The organism is Klebsiella sp. CN_Kp113 (assembly GCF_040064585.1).
GTDB classification, from domain to species: domain Bacteria; phylum Pseudomonadota; class Gammaproteobacteria; order Enterobacterales; family Enterobacteriaceae; genus Klebsiella; species Klebsiella michiganensis.
In genome coordinates, this window is the sequence record NZ_JBEAID010000022.1 from 251,538 (window position 1) to 274,532 (window position 22,995).

The 22,995-nt window shown below is 53.2% G+C and carries 26 protein-coding genes and 3 tRNA genes; 22 read left to right on the forward strand and 7 right to left on the reverse strand.

The genetic code is table 11. The annotated features are described in order from the left end of the window. Positions 1-51 precede the first annotated feature (51 nt). The 3 genes from ABLV30_RS14950 (at position 52) to dgcQ (ending at position 2,993) form a co-directional block, all read left to right on the forward strand. Positions 52-963, forward strand: a complete 912-nt coding sequence (locus ABLV30_RS14950) for a DUF808 domain-containing protein (RefSeq protein WP_004852222.1) — start codon at positions 52-54, stop codon at positions 961-963. Positions 964-1,038: 75 nt separating this feature from the next. Continuing rightward, positions 1,039-1,218, forward strand: a complete 180-nt coding sequence (locus ABLV30_RS14955; RefSeq protein WP_025106102.1) for a DUF2158 domain-containing protein — start codon at positions 1,039-1,041, stop codon at positions 1,216-1,218. Positions 1,219-1,325: 107 nt separating this feature from the next. Continuing rightward, positions 1,326-2,993, forward strand: coding sequence for a cellulose biosynthesis regulator diguanylate cyclase DgcQ (gene dgcQ, locus ABLV30_RS14960; RefSeq protein WP_148849298.1), 1,668 nt, complete (start codon positions 1,326-1,328; stop codon positions 2,991-2,993). A 329-nt stretch (positions 2,994-3,322) separates the two neighbouring features. Here the strand turns inward: dgcQ and yodD are convergent, their stop codons facing one another. After that, positions 3,323-3,538 carry a YodD family peroxide/acid resistance protein gene (gene yodD / locus ABLV30_RS14965; RefSeq protein WP_014229881.1) on the reverse strand — a complete coding sequence of 72 codons (216 nt, stop codon included), beginning with the start codon at positions 3,536-3,538 and terminating at the stop codon, positions 3,323-3,325. A 132-nt stretch (positions 3,539-3,670) separates the two neighbouring features. Here yodD and dsrB point away from each other — a divergent pair, with 132 nt between their 5' ends. Beyond that, the gene (gene dsrB / locus ABLV30_RS14970) at positions 3,671-3,859 is read left to right on the forward strand and encodes a protein DsrB (protein ID WP_004136599.1); all 189 of its coding nucleotides are present in this window, start codon (positions 3,671-3,673) and stop codon (positions 3,857-3,859) included. 41 nt (positions 3,860-3,900) lie between these two features. On the opposite strand, the gene rcsA is transcribed toward dsrB, so the two are convergent. Next, positions 3,901-4,524 carry a transcriptional regulator RcsA gene (gene rcsA, locus ABLV30_RS14975; RefSeq protein WP_025106103.1) on the reverse strand — a complete coding sequence of 208 codons (624 nt, stop codon included), beginning with the start codon at positions 4,522-4,524 and terminating at the stop codon, positions 3,901-3,903. A gap of 456 nt (positions 4,525-4,980) precedes the next feature. On the opposite strand from rcsA, the gene yedD reads away from it, so the two are divergent. Further along, positions 4,981-5,397 carry a lipoprotein YedD gene (gene yedD, locus ABLV30_RS14980; protein WP_161505342.1) on the forward strand — a complete coding sequence of 139 codons (417 nt, stop codon included), beginning with the start codon at positions 4,981-4,983 and terminating at the stop codon, positions 5,395-5,397. A 49-nt stretch (positions 5,398-5,446) separates the two neighbouring features. On the opposite strand, the gene amyA is transcribed toward yedD, so the two are convergent. Then, positions 5,447-6,934 carry an alpha-amylase gene (amyA, locus tag ABLV30_RS14985; protein ID WP_025106105.1) on the reverse strand — a complete coding sequence of 496 codons (1,488 nt, stop codon included), beginning with the start codon at positions 6,932-6,934 and terminating at the stop codon, positions 5,447-5,449. Between the two features lie 201 nt (positions 6,935-7,135). Here amyA and tcyJ point away from each other — a divergent pair, with 201 nt between their 5' ends. From tcyJ to sdiA, 5 genes are all read left to right on the forward strand, one after another. Continuing rightward, a complete protein-coding gene (tcyJ, locus tag ABLV30_RS14990; RefSeq protein ID WP_014229877.1) occupies positions 7,136-7,936 on the forward strand; it encodes a cystine ABC transporter substrate-binding protein in 801 nt (266 codons plus the stop codon). Positions 7,937-8,031: 95 nt separating this feature from the next. Beyond that, the gene (gene dcyD, locus ABLV30_RS14995; RefSeq protein WP_025106106.1) at positions 8,032-9,018 is read left to right on the forward strand and encodes a D-cysteine desulfhydrase; all 987 of its coding nucleotides are present in this window, start codon (positions 8,032-8,034) and stop codon (positions 9,016-9,018) included. A 15-nt stretch (positions 9,019-9,033) separates the two neighbouring features. After that, a complete protein-coding gene (gene tcyL, locus ABLV30_RS15000) occupies positions 9,034-9,702 on the forward strand; it encodes a cystine ABC transporter permease (protein ID WP_004103458.1) in 669 nt (222 codons plus the stop codon). After that, positions 9,699-10,451, forward strand: coding sequence for an L-cystine ABC transporter ATP-binding protein TcyN (gene tcyN / locus ABLV30_RS15005; protein ID WP_004852203.1), 753 nt, complete (start codon positions 9,699-9,701; stop codon positions 10,449-10,451). Before tcyL ends, tcyN begins: the two co-directional genes overlap by 4 nt. Before the next feature lie 301 nt (positions 10,452-10,752). Beyond that, positions 10,753-11,475, forward strand: coding sequence for a transcriptional regulator SdiA (sdiA, locus tag ABLV30_RS15010; protein ID WP_014229875.1), 723 nt, complete (start codon positions 10,753-10,755; stop codon positions 11,473-11,475). 67 nt (positions 11,476-11,542) lie between these two features. Here the strand turns inward: sdiA and ABLV30_RS15015 are convergent, their stop codons facing one another. Beyond that, entirely contained in the window at positions 11,543-11,767 is a 225-nt protein-coding gene (locus tag ABLV30_RS15015; protein WP_004122104.1) for a DUF2594 family protein, read from the reverse strand. Positions 11,768-12,230: 463 nt separating this feature from the next. Here ABLV30_RS15015 and uvrY point away from each other — a divergent pair, with 463 nt between their 5' ends. The 8 genes from uvrY to ABLV30_RS15055 all read left to right on the forward strand — a co-directional run bounded on the left by uvrY (position 12,231) and on the right by ABLV30_RS15055 (position 17,580). Continuing rightward, positions 12,231-12,887 carry a UvrY/SirA/GacA family response regulator transcription factor gene (uvrY, locus tag ABLV30_RS15020; RefSeq protein WP_004122102.1) on the forward strand — a complete coding sequence of 219 codons (657 nt, stop codon included), beginning with the start codon at positions 12,231-12,233 and terminating at the stop codon, positions 12,885-12,887. Then, positions 12,884-14,716 carry an excinuclease ABC subunit UvrC gene (gene uvrC, locus ABLV30_RS15025; protein ID WP_025106107.1) on the forward strand — a complete coding sequence of 611 codons (1,833 nt, stop codon included), beginning with the start codon at positions 12,884-12,886 and terminating at the stop codon, positions 14,714-14,716. Before uvrY ends, uvrC begins: the two co-directional genes overlap by 4 nt. Before the next feature lie 57 nt (positions 14,717-14,773). Further along, positions 14,774-15,322, forward strand: coding sequence for a CDP-diacylglycerol--glycerol-3-phosphate 3-phosphatidyltransferase (gene pgsA, locus ABLV30_RS15030; protein ID WP_004122100.1), 549 nt, complete (start codon positions 14,774-14,776; stop codon positions 15,320-15,322). 151 nt (positions 15,323-15,473) lie between these two features. Then, positions 15,474-15,549 (forward strand) — tRNA-Gly (locus ABLV30_RS15035). Between the two features lie 38 nt (positions 15,550-15,587). Next, a tRNA-Cys gene (locus ABLV30_RS15040) sits at positions 15,588-15,661 on the forward strand. Positions 15,662-15,674: 13 nt separating this feature from the next. Then, positions 15,675-15,761: transfer RNA gene (locus ABLV30_RS15045), tRNA-Leu, on the forward strand. A 196-nt stretch (positions 15,762-15,957) separates the two neighbouring features. Then, a complete protein-coding gene (locus tag ABLV30_RS15050; protein ID WP_064358824.1) occupies positions 15,958-16,845 on the forward strand; it encodes a dihydrodipicolinate synthase family protein in 888 nt (295 codons plus the stop codon). 66 nt (positions 16,846-16,911) lie between these two features. Next, on the forward strand, positions 16,912-17,580 hold the full coding sequence (locus ABLV30_RS15055) for a YecA family protein (protein WP_014229873.1): 669 nt from the start codon (positions 16,912-16,914) through the stop codon (positions 17,578-17,580). 28 nt (positions 17,581-17,608) lie between these two features. Here ABLV30_RS15055 and tyrP read toward each other — a convergent pair whose 3' ends face one another. Further along, entirely contained in the window at positions 17,609-18,820 is a 1,212-nt protein-coding gene (gene tyrP / locus ABLV30_RS15060; RefSeq protein ID WP_025106109.1) for a tyrosine transporter TyrP, read from the reverse strand. Between the two features lie 194 nt (positions 18,821-19,014). On the opposite strand from tyrP, the gene ABLV30_RS15065 reads away from it, so the two are divergent. Continuing rightward, positions 19,015-19,254, forward strand: a complete 240-nt coding sequence (locus ABLV30_RS15065) for a YecH family metal-binding protein (protein WP_004852186.1) — start codon at positions 19,015-19,017, stop codon at positions 19,252-19,254. A gap of 42 nt (positions 19,255-19,296) precedes the next feature. Here the strand turns inward: ABLV30_RS15065 and ftnA are convergent, their stop codons facing one another. Then, positions 19,297-19,794, reverse strand: coding sequence for a non-heme ferritin (ftnA, locus tag ABLV30_RS15070; RefSeq protein WP_004852185.1), 498 nt, complete (start codon positions 19,792-19,794; stop codon positions 19,297-19,299). 422 nt (positions 19,795-20,216) lie between these two features. On the opposite strand from ftnA, the gene ABLV30_RS15075 reads away from it, so the two are divergent. Continuing rightward, positions 20,217-20,855 carry an RpiB/LacA/LacB family sugar-phosphate isomerase gene (locus tag ABLV30_RS15075; RefSeq protein WP_014229871.1) on the forward strand — a complete coding sequence of 213 codons (639 nt, stop codon included), beginning with the start codon at positions 20,217-20,219 and terminating at the stop codon, positions 20,853-20,855. A 52-nt stretch (positions 20,856-20,907) separates the two neighbouring features. Here ABLV30_RS15075 and ABLV30_RS15080 read toward each other — a convergent pair whose 3' ends face one another. Beyond that, the gene (locus ABLV30_RS15080; RefSeq protein ID WP_049082494.1) at positions 20,908-22,329 is read right to left on the reverse strand and encodes an MFS transporter; all 1,422 of its coding nucleotides are present in this window, start codon (positions 22,327-22,329) and stop codon (positions 20,908-20,910) included. A gap of 207 nt (positions 22,330-22,536) precedes the next feature. Here ABLV30_RS15080 and azuC point away from each other — a divergent pair, with 207 nt between their 5' ends. Together azuC and ABLV30_RS15090 are read left to right on the forward strand one after the other, a co-directional pair. Beyond that, positions 22,537-22,620: a stress response protein AzuC gene (gene azuC, locus ABLV30_RS15085; RefSeq protein ID WP_014229869.1), complete on the forward strand. Its 84-nt coding sequence runs from the start codon at positions 22,537-22,539 to the stop codon at positions 22,618-22,620. 79 nt (positions 22,621-22,699) lie between these two features. Next, positions 22,700-22,951 carry a DUF2766 family protein gene (locus ABLV30_RS15090; protein WP_014229868.1) on the forward strand — a complete coding sequence of 84 codons (252 nt, stop codon included), beginning with the start codon at positions 22,700-22,702 and terminating at the stop codon, positions 22,949-22,951. Positions 22,952-22,995: the final 44 nt, after the last annotated feature.

A 22,995-nucleotide genomic window follows, 5' to 3' on the forward strand; every position in this document is an offset into this window, starting at 1 on the left:
GCTTTTGCTTCATACTTCAGGAGGAACAATCATAAATGAAGGAATGCAATTTTGGCGGGAAGTAGTCTATTAACCTTATTGGATGATATTGCCACGTTACTCGATGATATTTCGGTCATGGGGAAACTGGCAGCAAAAAAAACGGCAGGCGTATTGGGAGACGATCTCTCGCTTAATGCTCAACAGGTCACCGGCGTGCGGGCCAACCGCGAACTGCCGGTAGTCTGGGGCGTAGCCAAAGGCTCATTGATCAATAAAGTCATCCTGGTGCCGCTGGCGTTGTTGATCAGCGCTTTTATTCCGTGGGCGATTACGCCGCTGCTGATGCTGGGGGGCGCGTTTCTGTGCTTTGAAGGCGTCGAGAAGGTGCTGCACAGCCTGCAGGCGCGCAAACACAAGGAGGATCCGCAGGTTCGCCAGCGGCGGCTTGAGGCCCTGGCGAACCAGGACCCTATGGCTTTTGAACGGGATAAAGTGAAAGGGGCGATACGCACCGATTTTATTTTGTCGGCTGAAATTGTCGCCATCACGCTTGGGATTGTGGCGGAAGCGCCGTTATTGAATCAGATCCTGATTTTATCCGGCATCGCGCTTCTGGTGACGGTGGGGGTCTACGGTCTGGTGGGGATCATCGTCAAGCTGGATGATATGGGCTACTGGCTGGTGGAGAAAACCAGCTCGCTGGCGCAGTGGACAGGCAAGGCGTTGTTGGCAATCGCGCCCCGTCTGATGAAAGTGTTGTCCATCGTTGGCACTCTGGCGATGTTCCTGGTGGGCGGCGGTATTGTGGTCCACGGTATTGCGCCGCTGCACCACGCTATTGAAAATCTGGCCCATGGACAGAACGGGGTCATTGCCTCGCTGCTGCCAACGGGCGCCAACCTGGTGCTGGGATTCATCATTGGCGCCATCGTGCTGGCTGGAGTGAAAGCGATTGCCGCTCTGCGTCGTCCGGCAAAGTAAATGTGCTCCTGGTCATGCAAAGTGGTTCAGCTTCGTCTATGTTAAATCTGTTTCTTCCTGATACCGGAGGCAAAAATGGTCTTGTTGGTCAGTGATGAAGTCAGGCGTAAAAGCGGTGGCCCCCGAATGGTCGTTACCGGGTTCGCCAACGGCATGGTTGAATGTCGCTGGTATGACGGTTACGGCGTTAAGCGCGAGGCGTTTCGTGAAGATGAACTTATTCGCGGAGGGGGAGGGAAGCTGAACCGCTCCTGACCCGTTATCAGCGCCCGGCATTCGTCGGGCGCTTTCATATTAATGGTTGTTTTACGAACAGGGAGCGTGGATGACGTTTGCTTCTTTAACCGTGCTGCGAGAAAACGATGGATAAGCTGATGTGGGTGAAAAAATTGCGCCAGATTTTAAGCCCCGGATATGTGGTTAACCTCTGTTTTTTTATCGTCTTCTGCTTTTCCACGTTGTTGATATGGCGTGAGATCAAGGTCCTTGAAGAAGCCTACGTCGCAAACCAGCGCAATAATCTTGAAAACGTTTCCCATGAGTTCGACAGCCTGCTGCAGTTTAACATCGACAGAATGATTTTTTTTCGTAACGGGATGCAATCGGCGCTGGGAACGCCGCTGGATTTTGTCGTATTGCGCAAGGCGGAAGAGGATTATTTAAAAAAGCGGCATGATCCCCTCTGGTCCGTTGAGATTCATAACCGGCGGACGCTGCCGGTCTATGGCGTTGCCGATGCATTTGTCGACGGCGACGCGCTTCTCTCTCGCGATAATTCCTTTTCCGGCAATGAGCTCATGGCCACTCTTGAGCTGGGCTATATGCTGCGTCTGGCTAATAACAACCGTGGTTTTGCGAAACGCATGCTGTACGTGTCGCGTAATGGCTTTTTTACCACCACCGAGCCGCTGAAGAATGCGACACAGGCGCTGGCGCTGTATTCGCGGGCGACAAGCGCCCCCTGGTTTACCCGGCAAACGCAGAGGAATAATCCTGCTCGCGGCATCGTGTGGCAAACCTTTCCCGATGAGGCGCCGCAGCGCGAAATGCAGGTGGTGACGGCGTCTATTCCGCTTGATTTCCAGCGCTATTGGCTCGGCGTACTGGCAATGGATTTCTCGGTACAAGAGATGAAAACGTTTCTGGTCAATGCGATTAAAACGGGCGAAGAGGGCGAGTACCAGCTTTACGATAATCAGCTCAATTTGATTGCCTCTTCCGCGCCGGGCAACGTACTAACGCTGCTGTCGCCGCGGGAACAGGAGATGCTGAGCCGCGCGTCTTCTCATGAGAATCAGGGAGGGATTCGCCTGGTCACGCGTTATATCAGCTGGGAAAACTTACGCAATTTTGATGGGGTACTGATCCGTATCCATACGATCCGGGAAGGCGTCCGCGGTGACTTTGGCAGCATCACCATTGCTTTAATGCTGATGTGGCTCATGTTCACGCTGATGTTGATGATCTCCTGGCTGGTGATCCGCCGAATGGTGCGCAATATGAGCGTGCTGCAGACCTCCCTGGAGTGGCAGGCCTGGCACGATGCGTTAACCCGCCTATTAAACCGCGGCGCGCTGTTTGAACGCGCCACTGCAGAAACTCGCCTGAGCGAGCGTTTAAAGCGGCCCGTTGCGGTGATTCAGCTCGATCTGGATTATTTCAAAAGCGTTAACGACCTGTACGGCCATCACGCGGGCGATCGCGTGCTGTCGCTGGTGGCCAGTACTATCGCCAGCCATATTCGGCAAGGCGATCTTGCGGGGAGAGTTGGCGGGGAGGAGTTTTGTATTGTGCTGCCGAATACCGCGTTAAAAGAAGCGAAGGCGATTGCTGAACGGATCCGTATCCGGATCAATAGCCGCGAAATTTTGCTGGGTAACAGCACGTCTTTGCGTATTACCGCTTCGTTTGGGGTGAGCTGTAGCGAGGATTCGGGTGAGTATAACTTTGAAAATTTGCAGTCTGTTGCCGATCATCGCCTGTATCTGGCCAAGCAAAACGGACGCGATCGGGTCTGCGCCGAAGGGTAAAATTAATTCCTCATGTAAATAAATTGAATTGAAATCATCCACTACGGTTATTTTAGTGAGATTATTCTTAAAAAACGTTTGGCGGCGATCGGACGTTCGTGGAAGAACAAATGTCTGCAGTCCTTGCCTGGCGAGCGTTGCCGGCGTGAGGGGGAAGGTAAACCACGTTTTTCAATAATTTGCTTCATGAATGTTTGTTGTCATGCAAAATAATTGAGGGTAATGTTTGTAGCGCATCGGATATCCTGGTGTAACGAATTTTCAAGTGCTTCTTGCATTAGCAAGCTTCATCCCGACTCCTGCGAGTCGGGATTTTTTTCGCTCAGAATTCAGCGGTTGGCTTCCGTGATGCTGAAATCATGGATATCGAGCTCAAAGGCCTCAGCCAGCTCGCGCCAGGTGTGGTAACCCCGGCCATCAATACTGACGTGGTGGGGATCGTCTTGCGTACGCTGAACTTCACTTTCGCTGATTTCATTAATCGCCGCCAGCAGGGCGTCAACGTCTACGCTTCCTGCGCCTTGATTTTCTTTGGCGGTTTTCATTGCGGGTACCTCGCTTAACTCAGACAGGGCTATTTAAGTATAGTCGGTCTACAAAAACAGCAGTTACCGGGCAGGACACTGCGCGATCGGCAGTTTTGTTCTACACTGGCTCAAAAATAGAGGAGATGAGTTATGCAGGTAAACGATCGTGTCACGGTGAAGACCGATGGTGGCCCACGTCGATCGGGTGTTGTACTGGCGATAGAGTCGTTTAGCGAAGGCGTAATGTACCTGGTTTCGCTGGAAGATTACCCGCTCGGGATCTGGTTTTTTAATGAGAACGGTCATCCCGACGGTATTTTCGTTGAGCGGGACGAGTGATTTGCCTCAAGTGAACTGGCGGCAGCGGCCGCCAGCGTCTTTCAACGCAGGTTGACGTGAATTCCGGAGGTGATGTTTTCAGCCAGTCGTACGATATGATAAATCACCTGTTTGTTGTGGGTATGAATTTTCTTTTTAATATTGCCCTTATGCGATGAGACGGTTTTGGCCTTAATGTTCATCTGCGCTGATATGTGCGAGGTTCCGTGCCCGGCCATCCACATCTGCAGCATATTTGATTCGGTCTGGCTTAAGGACAGCGTGGGGATATTAATCCGGGTGGGACGATAGTTCTCATATTTCAGGCGGATGGCAAGGATGTCGTCCAGGTCTTTTTCGGTCAGTGATTTAGAGCAGATAAGTAAGTTTTTGCGCACCAGCAGGTAGTGATCGAAATGTATATTCGCCAGCGACATAAAGATAACAAATAGCGTCGCAGGATACTGGCTAATGATTTGCCGGATAAGCTGGTTGCTCTCTTCATGATGAATAAAGCAGTCTTCGTTGATAAATACCACCGTAGGGCGGCTGGTCTCGCAGAGAGCCTTCAGGCTCGGCGCACTGTGTACTTCAGTGATATCGCGCTTCCTTACCCCTCTGCCCGTCAGGTACCCGGTTAATCCCAGCCGGGTGAAGCTGCACAAATCCATGATAATCGTTGACATGACCCATCCTCAATCAACACGTAACGATAATTTATTCCTCGCTGACAAGCGCGATGAAGTCCATTTTGTTAGCAATAAAAAACGACTGCTGCCGTGGAACCATTAGGCAGCCTGAACTATTCCGTAATAAGCCCCATAATTTGCCAGGAATATTCTCAAAGTAAAGGCTACAAATCGCTATGTGGAGGAAATAAAAACAATAAATACCCGTCATATATAAGTTTGCCATTTTAGCGGCTTTTTAAAATAGGATTATCCTTATATTGAATGGTTAAAATAACACCTGCTGATTTATGGGTTTTATTCGATGGGTTAGAATAACTTAACATTCGAAGGCTATTTTTTACCATATTGGGTGTGCCCGACGTTCGCCCTGCTTCGCTGTTGCCGAATCGCGAAGGGTGGCGAGCTTAACGCTTTAATGCCACAATGTTTTTTTATCGGTGTGTGGGATGGATGATGAAAAAGATAGTGTTTGCTGGCGCTCTGCTGGCCCTGGCCGGCTGTGTTCAGGTTGATAGCTACAGCGAGGTTGTTAAAGCGCCAGCGCCGGCTGGGCTGGAAGGATACTGGCAATCGGCCGGCCCGCAGAGTGAAATGATGAGCCCGGATGCGATTGCGAGCCTGATCGTCACCAAAGAGGGCAATACCCTTGACTGTCGCCAGTGGCAGCGGGTTATCGTCCTGCCGGGTAAATTAATGAAGCGTGATGATGCGGTTTATAACGTCACCTCCGCGTTGGATGTTTATCCGATTGAGCGCGAAGGCGATACCCTGAGCTACGACCGGATGACGCTCAAGCGGGTGGATCGTCTCACCCCGGAGTGTGAACAGGCATGGAAAAAGGCCTCGGCTGATAAAAGCGGGCAATAAGCTTTTTGCGGGCTGAAACCCTTCTCAGCCCGCGGTGTTTCTCTGTATTTTATAGCACCTCTTCGATAACCCAGACGCTGACGCTGCCGCCGTTACAGGTAAAAACCCCGTTTCCTTCATCGTCGGTTTCAATCACTTCCTCGCGGTTGCCGAGAAAATCACGCCAGCGTTTATTACGGTAGTTTTCCCCCAGAGGAAGCGTTTTTTCTCCGTCGTCACCGTTGGAAAGCACCACCACGCAGCCCGGATCCTCTTCGGTACCGCTGCGGCTGAAAGCGATACAGTTCGGATGATCGAACCACAAAGTTTGTACGCCGTGAGCAAAACGCTGACGGGCATCGATCAGTTCGTGTAATTGCTCAATAACCGGCATCTCAACGGCGTAGGTCTCGCCGTCGCCGCCGGTATCTTCGTAGCTGGCGCCGAACAGGTCGGCATAAAAGACGGACGGAACGCCGTTTTCACGTAACAAAATGAGCGCATAAGCCAGCGGTTTGAACCAGGCCTCAACCGGCGCCTCCAGCGCCTGCAGCGGCTGGGTATCATGGTTGGTCACCAGGGTTACGGCGTGGAACGGGTCGGCTTCCACCAGGGTGCCGCTAAAAATCTGGCTCATGTCATAGTCGCGTCCCTGCCGCGAGGCTTCATGGAATTTCATCTGCAGCGGCGCGTCAAAGAGCATCGTCTTACCGTCAACCATGTCGATATACTGCTGGAGCTTATCGACTTCATGCGACCAGTATTCCGCCACGATAAACAGCGGCTTTGTCGCCACCTCCTGGACGTGGTCAATCCACTCTTTATAAAACCAGGCGGGGATATGTTTAACCGCATCGAGGCGGAAGCCATCGCAGCCGGTCTGTTCCATCACCCAGCGGGCCCAGTACTTAATCTCCTCGGTTACCGCCCGATTGCGAAAATCGATATTTTCACCCATCAGGTAGTCGAAGTTACCCATTTCATCATCAACCTGATCGTTCCATCCCTCTCCGGTATAGTCGTTGACGATTTTAAACACGCCATCTTCATCAGGATTCTCAATATGGTCGATGCCGCTGAAGCACTTATAATCCCAGATGAATTCAGAGTATTTCCCGGCGCGTACCGGGAAGGTGTAGCGCGTCCAGGCTTCACATTCCACAATCTCCTCGGCGATTTGCGTGCGGTCGTTTTGATCAACCCGCTGAATACGTACCGGCTCTTTTTCATCCGCGCCCATTTTATGGTTGACCACGACGTCAAGGAGTACGGCGATATCGTGCTGGCGCAGGGCGGATATGGCGGCCAGCAGCTGGGCTTTATCGCCATATTTTGTGGCGACAGACCCCTTCTGGTCGAATTCGCCGAGGTCAAACAGATCGTAGCAATCATAACCGACAGAGTAGCCGCCGGAGGCGCCTTTGTAGGCAGGAGGCAACCAAATCATGTTAATGCCGATTTCGTTGAGGTTTGGCGCCAGGGCTTCGACTTCACGCCATAACTCGCCGCCGGTGGGGTAGTACCAGTGAAAGCACTGCAGTAACGTGGGGTTTTTCATCTTCCATGCTCCATACGTCATCAAGCTGACCATTGCAGTATGAGAGATATCCAGCAAAATGGAGATGTTTTCGATACGTTTTCACTATGCCCTAAAAGGCATCATATATAATAATTTGGAATAAGATGTAGCGTATCGATGTTGGTGACTAAGGTTAAACGCCTTACACTACAGCAAAATATCACTCTTTTAGGGGTATCTATGAAATTAGCACTTCTGGGTCGTCAGGCGCTGATGGGCGCAATGGCCGTCGTATTAATGACCGGCGTCAGCGTAAAAACCTTTGCTGCTGAAAATCTGCTTAATCAGGTTAAAGAACGCGGCACGCTACGCGTGGGTCTGGAAGGGACATATCCGCCATTCAGCTATCAGGGAGATGACGGTAAGCTGACCGGCTTCGAGGTGGATTTTGCTAATGAACTGGCGAAACATCTGGGCGTGAAGGCTGACCTTAAACCCACGAAATGGGACGGCATGCTGGCTTCGCTGGACTCTAAACGTATCGATGTGGTGATAAACCAGGTCACTATTTCCGATCAGCGTAAGCAAAAATATGACTTCTCGACGCCGTACACCGTTTCCGGGATCCAGGCGCTGGTGAAAAAAGGTAACGAAGGCGTGATTAAAACTGCAGCCGACCTGAAAGGTAAGAAAGTTGGCGTCGGCCTGGGGACCAACTACGAAGAGTGGCTGCGCCAGAACGTACAGGGCGTCGACATTCGGACTTATGATGATGACCCGACGAAATACCAGGATCTGCGCGTAGGGCGAATTGACGCCATCCTGGTTGACCGCCTGGCAGCGCTGGATCTGGTGAAGAAAACCGGTAACACCCTTGCCGTCACCGGTGAAGCCTTCTCTCGCCAGGAGTCCGGCGTCGCTCTGCGCAAAGGTAATGAAGACCTGCTGAAAGCGGTTGATGGCGCCATTGCGGATATGCAAAAAGACGGCAGCCTGAAGGCGCTGTCGGAAAAATGGTTTGGCGCTGACGTCACGAAGTAACGGCCAGCGGTGAAAAAAGGCGCTCCTGATAGCGCCTTTTTTTATTTCGCGCGTCACAGCGTGCATAATCAAGGATAATTCAGTCAGGAGGTCTTATGTCACTGCAAAATTTAACCCTATTCCCGCGTCTGGAACTGATTGGCGCGCCGACGCCGCTGGAATATCTGCCGCGCTTGTCCGATTACCTTGGCCGCGAAATTTTTATCAAGCGCGATGATGTGACCCCGCTTGCGATGGGGGGCAACAAGCTACGTAAGCTTGAATTTCTGGCTGCCGATGCGCTGCGAGAAGGGGCGGATACCCTGATTACCGCAGGAGCTATCCAGTCCAACCATGTGCGCCAGACGGCGGCGGTGGCGGCTAAGCTGGGCCTGCACTGCGTGGCGCTGCTGGAGAATCCAATGGGTACCCGGGCTGAGAACTACCTGACCAACGGTAACCGCCTGCTGCTTGACCTGTTTAATACTCAGGTCGAAATGTGCGACGCGCTGACCGATCCTAATGCTCAGCTGGAAGCGCTGGCGACCCGCATTGAAGCTCAGGGCTATCGTCCGTACGTGATTCCGGTTGGCGGTTCGAACGCGCTGGGCGCGCTGGGCTATGTGGAGAGCGCGCTGGAAATTGCCCAGCAGTGCGAAGGGGCGGTCGAGCTCTCCTCCGTGGTCGTCGCCTCCGGCAGCGCCGGTACGCATGCCGGCCTCGCCGTGGGACTGGAGCAGCTGATGCCCAATGCCGAGCTTATCGGCGTGACCGTATCGCGCAGCGTGGCTGACCAGCTGCCAAAAGTGGCTGCGCTGCAGCAGGCGGTGGCAAATAGCCTGGAACTGGAGGCAAAGGCCGGTATTCAGCTGTGGGATGAGTACTTTGCGCCGGGTTACGGAATACCGAACGACGAAGGGATGGCGGCGGTGAAGCTGCTGGCGCAGCTGGAAGGTATCCTGCTGGATCCGGTGTATACCGGGAAGGCGATGGCCGGATTGATTGATGGTATCAGCCAGAAGCGCTTTAAGGATGAAGGCCCAATACTGTTTGTTCACACCGGCGGCGCGCCTGCGCTGTTCGCCTATCATCCTCATATCTAATGCAGAACACATAGAATGCAAGAGAGTATCCAACTGGTTATTGATTCCGCGCCTTTTCTGCTGAAGGGCGCGGTATTTACGCTACAGCTCAGCATTGGCGGCATGTTTTTTGGCCTCGTGCTGGGGTTTATTTTGGCGCTGATGCGCATGTCGCCCGTCTGGCCGATTAAATGGCTGGCGCGGATGTACATCTCCATCTTTCGCGGAACGCCGCTGATTGCGCAGCTGTTTATGATCTATTACGGCTTGCCGCAGTTCGGCATCGAGCTGGATCCTATTCCCGCGGCGATGATCGGCCTGTCTTTAAACACGGCGGCCTACGCGGCGGAAACGCTGCGCGCAGCGATTGCCTCCATTGATAAAGGGCAGTGGGAGGCCGCGGCGAGTATCGGTATGACGCGCTGGCAGGCAATGCGCCGCGCGATTCTTCCTCAGGCCGCGCGCGTGGCGTTACCGCCGCTTTCCAACAGTTTTATCAGCCTGGTGAAAGATACCTCGCTGGCGGCAACTATCCAGGTGCCAGAACTGTTCCGTCAGGCTCAGCTGATCACCTCCCGGACGCTGGAGGTATTCACCATGTACCTGGCCGCTTCGCTTATCTACTGGGTAATGGCAACGGTGCTTTCCACGCTGCAAAACTATTTTGAAAATCAGCTGAACCGCCAGGAGCGAGATCCAAAATGAGTGCGATTGAAGTCAAAAACCTGGTGAAAAAATTCCATGGCCAGACGGTGCTTCATGGTATCGACCTTGAGGTTCAACAAGGGGAAGTGGTGGCGATTATCGGTCCCAGCGGTTCGGGGAAAACGACGCTGCTGCGCAGTATTAATCTCCTGGAGCAGCCGGAAAGCGGCACGATTCGCGTAGGCGACGTGACGATCGATGCCGGGCGTAGCATCAACCAGCAAAAAACGGCCATTCGCCGCCTGCGTCAGCACGTGGGCTTTGTGTTTCAGAATTTTAATCTTTTCCCCCACCGTACGGTGATGGAAAACATTATCGAAGGGCCGGTCATCGTTAAAGGGGAGGATAAAAATGAATCCATCGCCCGGGCGCGTGAACTGCTGACGAAAGTTGGGCTTACCGGTAAAGAAAATAGCTACCCGCGTCGTTTGTCCGGCGGGCAGCAGCAGCGCGTGGCGATTGCTCGCGCGCTGGCGATGCGTCCGGATGTCATTCTGTTTGATGAGCCAACGTCGGCATTAGATCCTGAGCTGGTAGGGGAGGTACTCAATACCATTCGCCAGCTGGCGCAGGAGAGGCGCACGATGGTTATCGTGACCCATGAGATGAGCTTTGCCCGCGACGTAGCGGACCGCGCTATTTTTATGGATCAGGGGCGTATCGTTGAACAGGGTGAAGCAAAAGCGCTGTTTGCCAATCCTCAGCACGCGCGTACCCGCCAGTTCCTCGAAAAATTCCTGATGCAGTAATCGCCCCGCGCCGGCCGCATTCGCTCAGGCTTGTGCTGACGGATGCGGCCGGGCAGCGCTGAATAACCGGTTTATCAGCAAAAAAAGCATGTCCGGATGGTGGTCATAAGCAACGACGATACATCTGTCAAGGTTTTGTGCCACATCAATTGGCATAATTTTTTTAACGTATCCGGTACTTTCGCCGGACGTAGTCTAATAAATGCGGTGGCTGCCATTTTTTATACATATAAGCAGGATTTATGTGTTAGTTTTATGTATTTATAATAATGATTATCACTCAGGAGTTATTTGGTTAGTTATGAGGGACAATGATTTTTTCAGCTGGCGGCGGGAAATGCTGCAACAATTTCAGTCCGTTTCTGCAGGCGAGGGGGTTTATCATCTTCTGCAGCAGGAAGCAAAAGGGCTGGAATATGACTACTTCGCACTCTGCGTACGGCATCCCGTGCCTTTTACTCGGCCCAGGGTGACGCTGCAATCGACCTATCCTCAGGCCTGGATGGCGCATTATCAAGCCGAGAATTATCTCGCGATCGACCCGGTGCTGCGCAAGGAGAATTTCCTTCGTGGGCATCTGCCATGGAACGACAAGCTATTCCATGATACACCGGAATTATGGGACGGCGCGCGCGACCATGGATTACGCAAGGGCGTCACGCAGTGCCTGACGCTGCCGAACCATGCTCAGGGATTCTTATCCGTTTCAGGAACCAGCCATAGCCAGGGACCCTTTGCGGAAGATGAACTGGAGATGCGCTTAAGAACGCTAACCGAATTGAGCCTGCTGACGCTTTTGCGCCTGGAGGACGAGATGGTTATGCCGCCGGAAATGAAATTTAGTCGACGTGAACTGGAGATTTTGAAATGGACGGCGGAAGGGAAAACCTCGGCTGAGGTGGCAATGATTCTGTCTATCTCAGAAAATACCGTCAATTTCCATCAGAAAAATATGCAGCGAAAATTCAACGCGCCAAACAAAACCCAAATTGCCTGCTATGCCGTAGCGACGGGCCTAATTTGATCTCATGTGTTGTTCTGCGTGCCAGACGTAAGACCGGCTGTTAGTAATACCTTCAGCCGGTAATTGATTACTGACGATATGCCTGCTTAATTTGCTTAACGGTGCTGGAGAATACGGCAGCCTGAGCCTCATCTTCCATCTGCGCGATTTGTTTTTCCATTTTAATAATCACGCGGCCTGCATCAGCCTGACCCATGGCCTGCAGCATCAGCGTTATCATTGCTTTCAGACACGAAACTTCCTGTGCCAGTTCTTGGTTATTTTCCGCAGTGGAAAAATCTGGAGTGCTCATCTATATCCTCGATTGCTTTCTGCGCAATTGCGCATGACTAAAAGTGAAGGCGGCGCAGTATACCACAAGCAAAGGAAAAAAAAGGAGTGCTTGATTTCTGTTCTTTCATCCGAGTGGTGAATGATTTAATTGACTGAATAATACGTATTCATGAGATCTAAGCGTGTTAATTTTTTCGTACGCCCCGTGTTCGTGTTAATAATTGTTACATATTCAGGCACATATTTATCGCCTACGCAATGTGTTGTGTTTTTACGTAATCTGTATGATGAATGTTAAAAAATAACTGTTGTACAACTCTATGTTATGTATGGCTTTCCAGCGGGTGTGCAGACAAATTTCCATAATTGCGCAAGAAATCTTTCCCAGCACATTTTTTGGCTTTCAAAATTAGGTTAAAACCCGGTAATATGTGGGAGATAAGCTATCAGTAGCGTTATCCCTAATTCTGGAGAATATTCCTTTGATCAACGTCCTTCTTGTTGATGACCACGAACTGGTGCGCGCAGGGATACGACGCATTCTGGAAGATATAAAAGGGATTAAAGTTGCCGGCGAGGCCTGCTGCGGTGAGGATGCCGTGAAATGGTGCCGCGCGAATCCCGTTGATGTAGTCCTGATGGATATGAACATGCCGGGTATCGGCGGCCTTGAGGCTACGCGAAAAATTGCCCGTTCCGTTGCTGATGCCAAAGTGATAATGCTGACCGTGCATACGGAAAATCCGCTGCCGGCGAAAGTCATGCAGGCCGGGGCTGCTGGCTACCTCAGTAAAGGCGCCGCGCCGCAGGAGGTTGTGAATGCGATTCGCTGCGTGGCATCGGGTCAGCGTTATATCGCCTCTGATATCGCCCAGCAGATGGCGCTAAGCCAGATTGAACCGGAGAAGGCGGAGTCGCCGTTTGCCAGTTTGTCTGAGCGAGAATTGCAGATTATGCTAATGATTACTAAAGGTCAGAAGGTCAACGAGATCTCAGAGCAGTTGAATCTGAGTCCCAAGACCGTGAACAGCTACCGCTATCGTATGTTCAGTAAACTGAACATACACGGCGATGTGGAGCTGACGCACCTGGCAATTCGCCATGGCCTGTGCAATGCGGAGTCGTTAGCAAGTCAGTGAGTGATGTTTTTGATGCAAAAGCTTTCCTGAAAACAGTAACCAGCCAGCCGGGCGTCTATCGTATGTATGACGCTGGCGGTACTGTTATCTATGTAGGCAAAGCGAAAGACCTGAAAAAGCGGCTGAGCAGCTATTTTCGCAGCAACCTGGCTTCGCGTAAAACCGAAGCGCTGGTGGCGCTTATCGCCCAGATTGACGTTACCGTGACCCACACCGAAACGGAAGCGCTGCTGCTTGAGCATAATTACATCAAGCTATACCAGCCGCGTTACAACGTGCTGCTGCGCGATGATAAATCCTATCCCTTTATTTTCCTTAGCGGCGATACGCATCCTCGCCTGGCGACGCATCGTGGGGCGAAGCATGCGAAAGGCGAATATTTTGGCCCGTTCCCCAACGGCTACGCGGTTCGCGAGACGTTAGCGCTGCTGCAAAAAATCTTCCCTATCCGCCAGTGTGAGAACAGCGTCTATCGCAACCGTTCGCGGCCTTGCCTGCAGTATCAAATTGGCCGCTGTCTGGGGCCGTGCGTTGCCGGACTGGTGAGCGAGGAAGAGTATGCCCAGCAGGTCGACTACGTGCGCCTGTTCCTGGCGGGCAAAGACGATCAGGTACTGACTCAGCTGATTGCCCGCATGGAAAAGGCCAGCCAGGCGCTGGAATTTGAAGAGGCAGCGCGGATCCGCGACCAGATTCAGGCCGTACGTCGGGTAACGGAGAAACAGTTCGTCTCCAATACCGGTGACGATCTGGATGTTATCGGCGTCTCGTTTGATGCCGGCATGGCGTGCGTCCACGTGCTGTTTATCCGCCAGGGTAAAGTCCTTGGTAGCCGCAGCTATTTCCCCAAAGTGCCGAATGGCACCGAACTCGGTGAAGTGGTGGAAACCTTTGTCGGACAGTTCTATTTGCAGGGCAGCCAGATGCGGACGCTGCCGGGCGAGATCCTGCTGGATTTTAACCTGGGCGACAAAACCCTGCTGGCGGATTCGCTCTCAGAGCTGGCCGGGCGCCGGGTTAACGTACAGACCAAACCCCGCGGCGATCGCGCCCGTTACCTGAAGCTGGCGCGCACGAACGCCGCGACGGCGCTGACCACCAAGCTTTCCCAGCATTCAACGATTACGCAACGTTTGCGGGCGCTGGCGACATTACTCAAGCTTCCGGTCGTCAATCGGATGGAATGCTTTGACATCAGCCATACGATGGGCGAACAGACGGTGGCGTCGTGCGTGGTTTTTGATAGCAACGGACCGCTGCGCGCAGAGTATCGCCGTTACAATATTACCGGCATCACGCCGGGAGATGATTACGCGGCGATGAATCAGGTCCTGCGTCGTCGCTACGGTAAGGCAATAGAAGAGAGTAAAATTCCCGATGTTATCCTGATCGACGGCGGTAAAGGCCAGCTTGGGCAGGCGAAGACGGTTTTTGCCGAGCTGGACGTGCCGTGGGATAAAAGTCACCCTCTGTTATTGGGCGTGGCAAAAGGCAGCGATCGTAAAGCGGGCCTGGAGACGCTATTCTTTGAACCGGAAGGCGAGGGCTTTAGTCTGCCGCCGGACTCCCCCGCGCTGCATGTGATTCAGCATATTCGCGACGAGTCGCACGATCACGCCATTACCGGCCACCGTAAGAAACGGGCAAAAGTAAAAAGCACCAGCACGCTGGAAACCATTGAGGGGGTCGGACCCAAACGCCGACAGATGCTGCTGAAATATATGGGCGGTCTGCAGGGGTTGCAGAAAGCCAGCGTCGAAGAAATTGCGCAAGTACCGGGTATATCTCACGGTCTGGCAGAAAAGATCTTCTACTCGTTGAAACATTAGGGGCTCTGTAGCAACATAGGGCTAATTTTTACTTACAACAGATAGTTACCCGTTACTATGCAATTTAATATCCCTACGTTGCTCACTCTGTTTCGCGTCATTCTTATCCCGTTCTTTGTACTGGCGTTTTATCTGCCGTTTACCTGGGCCCCTTTTGCCTGTGCGCTAATTTTCTTCGTCGCAGCGGTGACCGACTGGTTTGATGGTTATCTGGCGCGTCGCTGGAATCAGAGCACGCGTTTCGGCGCTTTCCTCGATCCGGTCGCGGATAAAGTCATGGTGGCTATTGCGATGGTACTGGTTGCCGAGCATTACCATACCTGGTGGGTGACGTTACCGGCCGCCACCATGATCGCGCGTGAAATTATTATCTCCGCGCTGCGCGAGTGGATGGCCGAACTGGGCAAGCGCAGCAGCGTGGCGGTGTCATGGATAGGCAAAGTCAAAACCACGGCGCAAATGGCCGCGCTGGTGTGGATGCTGTGGCGCCCAAATATCTGGGTTGAATGGGCGGGGATTGGTCTGTTCCTCGTGGCGGCGGTGCTGACGCTGTGGTCCATGCTGCAGTATTTGAACGCGGCGCGCGGCGATTTGCTTGATCAGTGATCGTTTCGGCGCAATTTTCAGCAAACAACACAAGGTTTTAAAAAATATCGTTGACTCATTGCGCCAGGTAAGTAGAATGCAACGCATCGAACGGCAGCACTGTCTGACAGACGATAACAAAATCAAGTAATTAGCAAATTAGCTTGATGATGCGGGAATAGCTCAGTTGGTAGAGCACGACCTTGCCAAGGTCGGGGTCGCGAGTTCGAGTCTCGTTTCCCGCTCCAGTTTACAACATCGGCATCAGCGGGTGTTCAAGCATTAAGGCGCGTTAGCAAAGCGGTTATGTAGCGGATTGCAAATCCGTCTAGTCCGGTTCGACTCCGGAACGCGCCTCCAATTTCTATCCCGAGCCCGGATGGTGGAATCGGTAGACACAAGGGATTTAAAATCCCTCGGCGTTCGCGCTGTGCGGGTTCAAGTCCCGCTCCGGGTACCATTGGGATAAAGCAGAATAATCAAAGCAATAAGCAGTGTCGTGAAACCACCTACGGGTGGTTTTTTTGTTTTTGTATTGCCATAACCTCGCTTTTGAACCTCAGCCCCACCTCATTCATTTTTGTCATAGGACAAAACCCGCTTCTGTTGTTACTCTGTGTCGGCAATCTATCATTATCTCAATAAGTGGGGATGAAATGTTTACTGGCCTCTGCGCTTTTCCTCTGACTCCGTTACATCAGCATGGCGTTGATGAAACCGCTTTTGCCCGGATTGTCACTCGCCTCGCCGACTCTGCCGTCGATGCTCTCGGCGTGCTCGGTTCCACGGGAAGCTATGCCTGGCTCAGCCGCGAGCAGAGAATGCAGGTTATCCGACAGGCCAAATCGCATGCCGGAGCGGTGCCGCTTATGGCAGGGATCGGCGCGTTGGGGACCGATCGGGTCCTTCGTCTGGCAGAGGATGCGCAGCGGGCTGGCGCCAATGCGCTGCTCCTGCCGGCAATCGCCTATCAGCCACTGACGGAAGAGGAGATTTTTGCTTTTTACCAGACCGTCACCCGCGAAGTCTCCGTGCCCGTCTGCGTTTACGATAACCCCGTTACCACGCATGTGACGACCTCAGATGCGCTTAAAGGCGCGATCGCTGCGCTGCCGGGAATCGCCTCAATTAAAATACCGGGTCCCGCTAAAAATGACGTCACACGGCGCGTTCAGAGCCTGCGGCGGCAGCTACCGGCTGAGGTGACGATCGGGATTAGCGGAGACGCCTGCGCGGCCGATGGCCTGAACGCCGGCTGCGAAGTCTGGTATTCGGTGTGCGGCGGCCTGTTCCCGCACGTCGCCAAAGAGCTGACGGCGGCCGCGACGCGGGGGGAGGCTCAGCGGGCGGAGGCAATAAGCGCCAGGCTGGAGCCGCTGTGGACGCTCTACAGGAAGTATGGCGGAAGCCTGCGGGTCACTGCCGCAGCGGCGACGATCCTCGGTATGTGCGGTGAGGATTGTTTGCCGCGTCCCCTGCTACCGCTTTCGCCGGATGCCTTTCGTGAGATTGCTGAGACGCTGCGCAGCCTGAACCTTGAGTAGCCGGGTGGTTTTCTCTCGCTATTTCCGCTACTGTAAGCGCCATTTTTTACGACGATGAGCCTGTTTATGAAAACTGGACCCCTGAACGAAAGCGAAGTTGAATGGCTGGACGATATCCTGTCGAAATACGCGGTAGAAGGCACCATCATGGACGTTGCCGAGCTTGATGGGCTGCTGACGGCCATTCTCTCCGGGCCGACGGAGATTGAACCCGCGCAGTGGCTGCTTGCTATCTGGGGCGGAGCGGATAACGTGCCGCGCTGGGCCAACGATCGCGAGCGGGATCGTTTTGTGAACCTGACGCTGCAGCAAATGAGCGATATCGCCGAGCGCTTGAGCGATTATCCCGAACAGTTCGAACCGATGTTCGGCAGCCGCGAAGAGGAAGGGCAGGAGCTCACGATTGTTGAAGAGTGGTGCTTCGGCTATATGCGCGGGGTGGGGCTGAGCGACTGGTCCGCGTTGCCGGCTGAGCTGCAGGCGGAGCTGGACGTGATTGCCCTGCACGGTACCGAGGAGCGATTTGAGGCGCTTGATGAATTATCCGCGGAAGAGTTTGTCGCCAGCGTTGAGCGAATTCGTCCTGCCGCCCTGGCGCTTTATAACTACTGGACTGAGCACGCGCAGCCGGCGGAAGTTCAGCAGCCCATCCGGAATGAGGCGAAGGTGGGGCGCAACGATCCTTGCCCGTGCGGCAGCGGTAAGAAATATAAGCAGTGCTGTTTAGCCAAATAAAAGAGGGGGCCAATATGGCCCCTTCTTTTTACCCTACCGCGGGCAGCAAGCCTGCGACAATCGCAAACTGGATCGCGACGATGCCGATCCCGCAGAGCAGGACGAGCCACAGCGCCGCTGAGCCTCCCGCGACCCGCCATGCTGCATCAGGATGCTGTTTGCGGCTCTTCATGACCAGCAGCGCAGGCAGCATGAGCGCCAGCACGGCCAGCGCGACGCCCGCATAGCCTAACGCCATCACGAAGCCACGCGGATAAAATAGCGCGAACGCCAGCGGGGGCAAAAAGGTAATCAGGCCGCTCTGTATCCGTCCACCGGCGCTGTTCTGGCGTTGAAACAGATCGGCCAGATAGTCGAATAACCCAAGCGCCACGCCGAGAAATGACGTCGCCAGCGCCAGATCGGCAAACAGATGCACCGCCAGCTCAACGTGCGGTGAGGCGACCACTTCGCGGATAGCTTCCAGCAGCCCGTTAAGCCCGGCATTTTTTGCCAGCAGCGCGGTAAAGACGGGAGAGTCAATGCTGCCGAGCGTCGCCAGCTGCCAGAAAATATAGGCGACCAGGGGAATAAAGCTCCCGATGACAAATACCCGACGCAGCTTGCGAATATCCCCGCCCAGATAGCTCACAATACTGGGTATGCTGCCGTGAAAACCAAACGAAGTAAAAATCACCGGAATCGCTGACAGAGCCAGTCCCTGCTGTAGCGGCAGCGTCAGTAAATTTACCTGGTGAATATGCGGCAGCAGCAGAGCCAGCATAATGGCGAGAAAGATAATTTTTGCGCTGAACAGAAAGCGGTTAAAAAGATCGACCAGCGAGGTTCCGATACACACTACCGTCCCGCCGATCCCGGTAAAAATCAGGACGCCTGCCGCAGGAGGCAGTCGCCAGTCCAGCCACTGGTTGAGGCTGGAGGCCAGCAGCTCGCCGGCGCCGCTAATATAGGCGGCGGTGAGAGCGTACAGCAGAAACAGCATGCAAAACCCGGTAGCCCACTGTCCGTAGCGGCCGAGATAGCGTGCGGCCAGCGACCCCAGCCCCATATCAGCCGGCACGTGCTGATACACTTCCAGCAGCAATAAGGCGGTATAACACATCAGCGCCCACAGCGTTATCAGCAAACCAAATGTTACGCCGAAACCCACGCCCGCCGAGGCCAGCGGCATCGCTAACATCCCTGCGCCGATTGTGGTGCCGGCAACGATTAAAATACTACCCAGAGTGCGGTTCTTCACGCTTTTCTCTATCCATCACGGAATACACAATTAATTATGCCGCGCAGAGTATGTGAAATCAGTGAGTTCGTCAAATGAGGGTTACAGGGAGTGTAATGATAACTTTACGATGCCAGAGGTTTGCGCGAAAGCTGCGCTGGCGCAAGAATCCGCCGCCCTGGCTGGTTTATTCTTCGGCCTTTACGGGAGGGGTTATGCCATCGATTCATGGTCACGAAGTGCTGCAAATGATGATTTCATCAGGCGAGTCTTACACTGTTGCTACGCTGGAAGCGGCGATTATCGACCGTTTTGGGAAAGAGGTTCGATTCCATACCTGCTCGGCGGAAAATCTGAGCGCGGCGGAGCTGGTGGCGTTTTTGCAGAAAAAAGGCAAATTTATTGCCGCTGAGGAAGGATTTAATACGCACGAAAGTAAAATTTGCCGCCATTAATACTCATACGGCAGCGAACGCCGGGCGTCGCTGCCGTAATGATTAATTTTGTGTGTCGAGCGTTGCCAGCTCTTTATCAATAAAGTACAGGCCTTCACCGCTTTTACCGGCAAGGGTCAATTTATCAATAACGGATTTAAACAGTTTCTCTTCTTCGTGCTGCTCAGCAACGTACCACTGCAGGAAATTAAATGTTGGATAATCCTGGCTGGTCATTGCCGCATGGGCCAGTTCGTTAATTTTCTGCGTAATCAGCTGTTCATGTTCGTAGGTGACGCGAAATAGCTCATCCAGGGACGCATATTCGGCGAAAGGTGAGGCGATAGCCGTGATGCAGGGCAGGCTGCCGGTATCGGTCAGATAGTCGAACAGGCGCTGCATATGGGTCATTTCTTCCTGCGCGTGGCGACGCAAAAACGCGGCGGCGCCTTCAAAACTGTGGTAGCTGCACCAGGCGCTCATTTGCTGATAAAGCAGAGAGGAATAAAGTTCGAGATTCATCTGCGCATTCAGCTTGTCGATCATTTCAGTTTTTAGCATCAGGCTGCTCCGGAAAATAGAATTAAGGATTATTGTGCGCTCACTATAATTTGTTATTAATTTATTTGCAAAAAGTAAATTAATAAAATCATTTATTAATAATGCAAATGGGAATAACACGCATTGGCGATTTAAAAATAATGAGAATGGTTTTAATTTAATATTCTATGCGAAAAATCGTTGAGCCTAATTTAGCGGTGAAAATAGACCCGCCCGATGGCCGCGGCGGGATTAGCCTGACGCGGGTAAGGGCGGGGGGATGCCGTACCAGCCGGGGGCGGAAGTCAAAAGTGTGAGGTGAGATGCAATTTATAAAACAACTTTTCATAAAATTTGAAAGTATGTTCGTAAGGTAGTATTGTTCATAGCAACGCTAACGAACTATCGCGGGAGTGCCCGCAGAGCATTCAGGAGAGTAAAGCATGAAAATCGCACTGATGATGGAAAACAGCCAGGCGAACAAAAACGCCATCATCCTCAATGAGTTAAACGCCGTTGCTGAAGAAAAAGGCTTCCCGGTTTACAACGTCGGTATGAGCGATGAAAACGATCATCATCTGACCTATATTCATCTGGGGATCATGGCCAGTATCCTGCTGAATTCGAAAGCGGTGGACTTTGTGGTGACCGGCTGCGGTACCGGGCAGGGCGCGCTGATGTCGCTGAATATTCACCCTGGCGTGGTATGCGGCTACTGTATCGACCCTGCTGATGCCTTCCTGTTTGCGCAGATCAACAACGGTAACGCGCTTTCTCTGCCGTTTGCGAAGGGTTTTGGCTGGGGCGCAGAGCTGAACGTACGCTTTATCTTTGAAAAAGCTTTTACCGGCCGCAACGGCGAAGGTTATCCGCCGGAGCGTAAAGAGCCTCAGGTGCGTAACGCCGGGATCCTGAACGCGGTTAAAGCGGCCGTGGTTAAGGAAAACTATCTGGATACGCTGCGCGCGATCGATCCGGAGCTGGTGAAAACCGCCGTTTCTGGCCCTCGTTTCCAGCAGTGCTTCTTTGAGAACTGCCAGGATAAAGAGATCGAAGCGTTTGTGCGCCAGATCGTCGGTTAATATCCCGTCATGATGAGATGCTAAAGGCCAGCGCTGCTGGCCTTTTCTTTGGCTACTTCTTTTTGTTCGATACGCTGCTACCCGCCTCTTTGGCCAGATGCAGGCTATCAATCATGCCGACCAGGCAAATCACCGCGATAAAAATAAACGACAGGCGGAAGCTGATGCCCGGCAGGTGAGAAAGCGTAAACCATTCGCTGAACGTTTCCCCAAGACGAATGCCTATCGCGCCGAGCGTGATGCCCAGCCCCACGGCCAGCTGTGACGCGGTGCTGAACAGGGTATTGGCGTAGCTCATTTGCGCGGAAGGCACATCGGCAAACGCGAGCGTGCTGATGCCGGTAAACTGGATAGAACGGAAGACCCCGCCAAGATAGAGAATCACAAAGATCAGCCAAACCGGCGTTTGCGGCGTTAAAAAAGCGCAGGCCAGCAGCGACAAAACGTTTAATGCGCCGTTAATCAGCAGCAGGCGGCGAAAGCCCAGCCAGCGGATCAGCGGCGTTGTGAGGGGCTTGATGGTTAAGTTGCCGACGAACACGGCCAGCACCAGCAGCCCCGAGTGGAAGGGGTCCATACCAAATCCGACCTGGAAAAGCAGCGGCAGCAGAAACGGCACGGCGCTAATGGAGCCGCGGAACAGGGAACCGCCGTACATGGTGACCCGGAAGGTGGGGATCTTGAGCGCATCAAGGCGCACCATCGGCCACCTGGTGCGGCGGAAGTGCCGCAGCGCGAAGAGCATACAGCCCAGGCCCAACGTCAGCAGCGCCAGCGTCTGCCAGCCCAGAGGCTGGCGATCGCCGAGCAGCTCCATGGCGGCGACCAGGCTAACCATCGCCACCGAGGTGGCAACAAAGCCGGAAAGGTCGAAGGGGCGCTGCTCATCTTCGCGAATATTCGGAATGATACGCAGCGACAGGGCGATAGCGATAAGCCCGAGCGGCACGTTAATAAAGAAGATCCAGTGCCAGCTGGCGTAGCGGGTGATAAATCCGCCCAGCGGTGGGCCAATAATGGGCGCGACCAGCGCCGGCCAGGTCAGGGTGGCAATCGCCTTAATCAACTGGTGCTTCGGTGTGGTACGTAGTACCGCCAGCCGGCCAACGGGCACCATCAGCGCGCCGCCTATCCCCTGCAGAATACGCATCGCGACGAACACATCGACGTTGGTCGACAGCCCGCAAAATACCGACGCCAGGGTAAAAATCGCCAGCGCGAGAGTAAAGATTTTCCGCGCGCCAAAACGATCGGCGATCCAGCCGCTGGCCGGTATCAGAACCGCAAGGGTAATAAGATAAGCGCTAATCCCGATATTGAGGTCGACCGCCGTCACGCCAAAATCTTTCGCCATGTCGGGCAGGGCGGTGGCTATCACCGTGCCATCGAGAAACTCCATAAAAAAGGCGCCAGCCACCAGCAGCGCAGGTGCTGAAAAAGAACGGTCGTCCCTGGAAGAGGTGTTTGTACTCATTATTGTGTCGCTGCCATAGCAAAGAGAGCGCAGATTGGTCCGGAGCGTTCGGCTCTTCACTATCCGGTTCTGCCCATTTTGTTTAAAAGTTAAATTATTTTTGTAAAAAATAGGTGATTTAGCGCACGTTTAGATTGATTTTTGTGATGTAAGTCATATTATAACCATCAATGCATTAACACCTGCATAACAAAAATGGAGTCAACCATGAAACTGCGCAAAATCCTGAAGAGCATGTTCGAAAACTACTGCAAAACCTTCAAAGACGTACCGCCTGGCGCTATGTTCTGATAAAAAAACCTGCTGCGGCAGGTTTTTTTATATCCCGGAATTTAGGGTACTATTACGCTCCTGAAAAAAGGAGTGAAAAATGTCTCAACATCTTACCGAGCACGACGAGCTGGTCTCTGACGTGGTTGCCTGCCAGTTAGTTATCAAACAGATCCTTGACGTCATCGACGTCATCGCCCCCGTCGAGGTGCGCGAAAAAATGACCACCCAGCTGAAAGCCATCGATTTTGCCAGCCACCCGGCATCGGCTGACCCGGTGACCCTGCGGGCGGTACAAAAGGCCATCGCGCTGATTGAACTGAAATTCACCCCGCAGGAAGAAGCGCACTAGCGGCGTCAGCCCCGCCATCATTGTGATAGCGGGGCGTTATCACC

Bases quoted from the DNA above. Each gene is read 5' to 3' on its own strand.
- ABLV30_RS14955 (WP_025106102.1), top strand. From the start codon at position 1,039: ATGGTCTTGTTGGTCAGTGATGAAGTCAGGCGTAAAAGCGGTGGCCCC.
- dgcQ (WP_148849298.1), top strand. From the start codon at position 1,326: ATGGATAAGCTGATGTGGGTGAAAAAATTGCGCCAGATTTTAAGCCCC.
- yodD (WP_014229881.1), bottom strand. From the start codon at position 3,538: ATGAAAACCGCCAAAGAAAATCAAGGCGCAGGAAGCGTAGACGTTGAC.
- dsrB (WP_004136599.1), top strand. From the start codon at position 3,671: ATGCAGGTAAACGATCGTGTCACGGTGAAGACCGATGGTGGCCCACGT.
- rcsA (WP_025106103.1), bottom strand. From the start codon at position 4,524: ATGTCAACGATTATCATGGATTTGTGCAGCTTCACCCGGCTGGGATTA.
- yedD (WP_161505342.1), top strand. From the start codon at position 4,981: ATGATGAAAAAGATAGTGTTTGCTGGCGCTCTGCTGGCCCTGGCCGGC.
- amyA (WP_025106105.1), bottom strand. From the start codon at position 6,934: ATGAAAAACCCCACGTTACTGCAGTGCTTTCACTGGTACTACCCCACC.
- tcyJ (WP_014229877.1), top strand. From the start codon at position 7,136: ATGAAATTAGCACTTCTGGGTCGTCAGGCGCTGATGGGCGCAATGGCC.
- dcyD (WP_025106106.1), top strand. From the start codon at position 8,032: ATGTCACTGCAAAATTTAACCCTATTCCCGCGTCTGGAACTGATTGGC.
- tcyL (WP_004103458.1), top strand. From the start codon at position 9,034: ATGCAAGAGAGTATCCAACTGGTTATTGATTCCGCGCCTTTTCTGCTG.
- tcyN (WP_004852203.1), top strand. From the start codon at position 9,699: ATGAGTGCGATTGAAGTCAAAAACCTGGTGAAAAAATTCCATGGCCAG.
- sdiA (WP_014229875.1), top strand. From the start codon at position 10,753: ATGAGGGACAATGATTTTTTCAGCTGGCGGCGGGAAATGCTGCAACAA.
- ABLV30_RS15015 (WP_004122104.1), bottom strand. From the start codon at position 11,767: ATGAGCACTCCAGATTTTTCCACTGCGGAAAATAACCAAGAACTGGCA.
- pgsA (WP_004122100.1), top strand. From the start codon at position 14,774: ATGCAATTTAATATCCCTACGTTGCTCACTCTGTTTCGCGTCATTCTT.
- ABLV30_RS15050 (WP_064358824.1), top strand. From the start codon at position 15,958: ATGTTTACTGGCCTCTGCGCTTTTCCTCTGACTCCGTTACATCAGCAT.
- ABLV30_RS15055 (WP_014229873.1), top strand. From the start codon at position 16,912: ATGAAAACTGGACCCCTGAACGAAAGCGAAGTTGAATGGCTGGACGAT.
- ABLV30_RS15065 (WP_004852186.1), top strand. From the start codon at position 19,015: ATGCCATCGATTCATGGTCACGAAGTGCTGCAAATGATGATTTCATCA.
- ftnA (WP_004852185.1), bottom strand. From the start codon at position 19,794: ATGCTAAAAACTGAAATGATCGACAAGCTGAATGCGCAGATGAATCTC.
- ABLV30_RS15075 (WP_014229871.1), top strand. From the start codon at position 20,217: ATGAAAATCGCACTGATGATGGAAAACAGCCAGGCGAACAAAAACGCC.
- ABLV30_RS15080 (WP_049082494.1), bottom strand. From the start codon at position 22,329: ATGAGTACAAACACCTCTTCCAGGGACGACCGTTCTTTTTCAGCACCT.
- azuC (WP_014229869.1), top strand. From the start codon at position 22,537: ATGAAACTGCGCAAAATCCTGAAGAGCATGTTCGAAAACTACTGCAAA.
- ABLV30_RS15090 (WP_014229868.1), top strand. From the start codon at position 22,700: ATGTCTCAACATCTTACCGAGCACGACGAGCTGGTCTCTGACGTGGTT.